This is a genomic window from Fictibacillus arsenicus, from assembly GCF_001999465.1.
GTDB classification, from domain to species: domain Bacteria; phylum Bacillota; class Bacilli; order Bacillales; family Fictibacillaceae; genus Fictibacillus; species Fictibacillus arsenicus.
This window is the reverse complement of record NZ_MQMF01000020.1, coordinates 1-2216: the sequence shown is the minus strand read 5'-3', so window position 1 is coordinate 2216 and position 2216 is coordinate 1. Positions and strand designations below refer to the sequence as shown.

6 protein-coding genes are annotated in these 2216 nt (G+C 68.9%); all 6 read left to right on the top strand.

Annotation, left to right across the window (positions count from 1 at the left end):
• On the top strand, positions 1–288 hold a 288-nt coding region (locus UN64_RS21080; protein WP_171978988.1), incomplete at its 5' end, for a DUF6093 family protein.
• Positions 285–641 carry an HK97-gp10 family putative phage morphogenesis protein gene (locus UN64_RS19750; protein WP_077365939.1) on the top strand — a complete coding sequence of 119 codons (357 nt, stop codon included), beginning with the start codon at positions 285–287 and terminating at the stop codon, positions 639–641. The genes UN64_RS21080 and UN64_RS19750, both read left to right, overlap by 4 nt.
• The gene (locus UN64_RS19745) at positions 638–1084 is read left to right on the top strand and encodes a hypothetical protein (protein ID WP_077365937.1); all 447 of its coding nucleotides are present in this window, start codon (positions 638–640) and stop codon (positions 1082–1084) included. The genes UN64_RS19750 and UN64_RS19745 overlap by 4 nt, the downstream gene beginning before the upstream one ends.
• A gap of 9 nt (positions 1085–1093) precedes the next feature.
• Entirely contained in the window at positions 1094–1327 is a 234-nt protein-coding gene (locus UN64_RS19740; RefSeq protein ID WP_077365935.1) for a hypothetical protein, read from the top strand.
• Positions 1324–1878, top strand: coding sequence for a phage tail tube protein (locus UN64_RS19735; RefSeq protein WP_077365933.1), 555 nt, complete (start codon positions 1324–1326; stop codon positions 1876–1878). The genes UN64_RS19740 and UN64_RS19735 overlap by 4 nt, the downstream gene beginning before the upstream one ends.
• A 115-nt stretch (positions 1879–1993) precedes the next feature.
• The coding region (locus tag UN64_RS19730) for a hypothetical protein (protein WP_139343232.1) at positions 1994–2216 on the top strand (223 nt) is incomplete at its 3' end.

Genomic DNA, 2216 nt, shown 5'->3' with positions numbered 1-2216 from the left:
TGTCGGGTGCAGCAGCAGGACCGGCCCGCCCGAGGTGACTCCCAGGGCCAGCTCGTGGACTCCCGCGACTACCTGGTCACGATCCCCGCCGACGCATGGCCGACCGGGACGGTCGTGGATGACACCGGCCCGATCCTGGTCGTGGACGGGTACCTGCCCGGTCATGCCGGGGACCCGGACCTGGTCGGCCGGCACCTCCACGTGGAGCAGGTCCTGCACGGGACTCTGCGGTTTGAGCGGGACCTGTACTGCACGGTCGATCTGACCGAACTAGGGGGTGCGGTATGACCGCGGGTAACGAGTTCCGTGGGATGGCCGACCGGTTCCGTGCCGCCCCGGATAAAGCAGTGGTCATGATCCGGGATGCCACAGCGAAAGCGGCCCTGGACACACAACGTGTCGCCCGGGAACGGGCACCTGTAGACACCGGGTATCTGCGGTCCTCCATCGCGGCCACCATCGACCCCGGGTCCACGTCCGGGGTCATCGTGGGTGAGGTGACGGCGGGCGCCGAGTACGCCGCCTACGTCGAGCACGGCACGTCCCGGCAGCGCCCCCAACCGTTCATGCGGCCCGCGTATGAGCAGGCCCGCGACGTGTGGGTGCAGATGATCGAGCAGACCGGAGGGCGGGTGCTGTGACGGACTGGTACCACCACCCTGGCCCTGACGTGACCGCCCACTACCAGGGCATCGCCGCACTTTTGCGGGCTTTGCCAGGTTTGCGAGGTGGTGTGCACGTCGGCAACGTGCCGGCCACGCTCCCCCAGGACACGGCAGGCCGCGTCTACCCGTATGCGGTGATCTGGGCTGGCATCCTCTCCCCCGTCCCGGACGACGACGTGTCCGGGCGCATCTACCAGGCAGGCCAGACCGGGGAGTTCACCGTCACCGTGGCCTCCGGGGACTGGACATGGACGACCGGTGCGGCACGCGACGTGAAACACGCCCTCACGGACGCACTCGACGGCCGGGTGAAACCACAGCGGCTCCAGCAGTCCATCGCCCAGGTGATGACCGACCCCGCCGAACGGCCAGCCCGCTACTACATCCCACTGACCTGGACCCTCACCGACCACGCCTAGGAGGCACCCATGGCTTACGCACCGCAGCACGTGTGGCTCGTCGACAAGCGCGACGGCCGCAAGTTCCGGGGCCCCGCCCACTACGCCGACCTCTTCGACTACATCACGGTCGCCCCGTCCCAGCGCGCCGCTGACACCACACAGCAGGTGACCGAACCCGCCGAGACCGCGGCGGCCACCACGGCCACCGAACCGGCCCGCACCACCACCAGCAAGACCAAGGCTGAGGAGGCCACCCGATGACTGTCACCCCCGAGATCACCCCCCTGACCGCACTGCCCCCCAAGACGTTCGGCGACCAGCGCATGAAGGTCACGTTCCTGCCGGTCATCCCGGAGGACCTGGACTCCATCTCCGTCGCCGTGCTGAACGCGGGCATCGAGTCCTCGTGCCGCCTCGCGAAGGACGGCACCACGTTCCGATTCACCGCCTCGGAGACGATCAACGAGGCCGCGATCTGCGAGCCCGCCGGCGCGCAGGCCGCTGGCCGGGACAACTACGAGGCCACCGCCAACATCTTCCGGTTCTGGGACCCCACGAACCCCGGCAATGCTGACGCCGAAGGCGACGCACTGTTCTCCGCGCTCCGCGTGAAGGGCTCCACCGGCGTTTTCGTCATCCGGTACACCGGCAAGAAGTGGGATGCCCCGTGGGCGGCTGGTGACGAGTACCAGGCGTTCGTCGTGGCCTCGGACAACTGGTCGATGCCGGACAACCCGCATGAGGGCTACATGAAGGCCACGGTGCCGCTCATGGTGTCCAACGCGGAGGCCAACGGCGTCGCCACGGCCTGACCAGGCCCATTAGACCGGGTGGTCGTCCCCTGAGTAATCGTGTGGGGCGTCACGGGGACGGCCACCCCCCTCTCTTCATCTTTCCGCCCCACACACCGCATGGAGGCCCCACACCATGAACACCACCCCGAAGCCCCCGACCGAGTTTGATCTGGCCGGTTGGCTGGCCGGCACCGACCAGGACGACCTCACCGACCGCACCCACCAGACCGTGACCGTGTACCGGCACCCCGCCCTGGTGGACGAGGCGGTTGGACGGGTCGCCGCCCTCGAGCCCGCCCAGGTGGGGGGTGAGGCCGCTATCGGTGAGACCGTGGACCCGGCCGCGCTGGATGCCG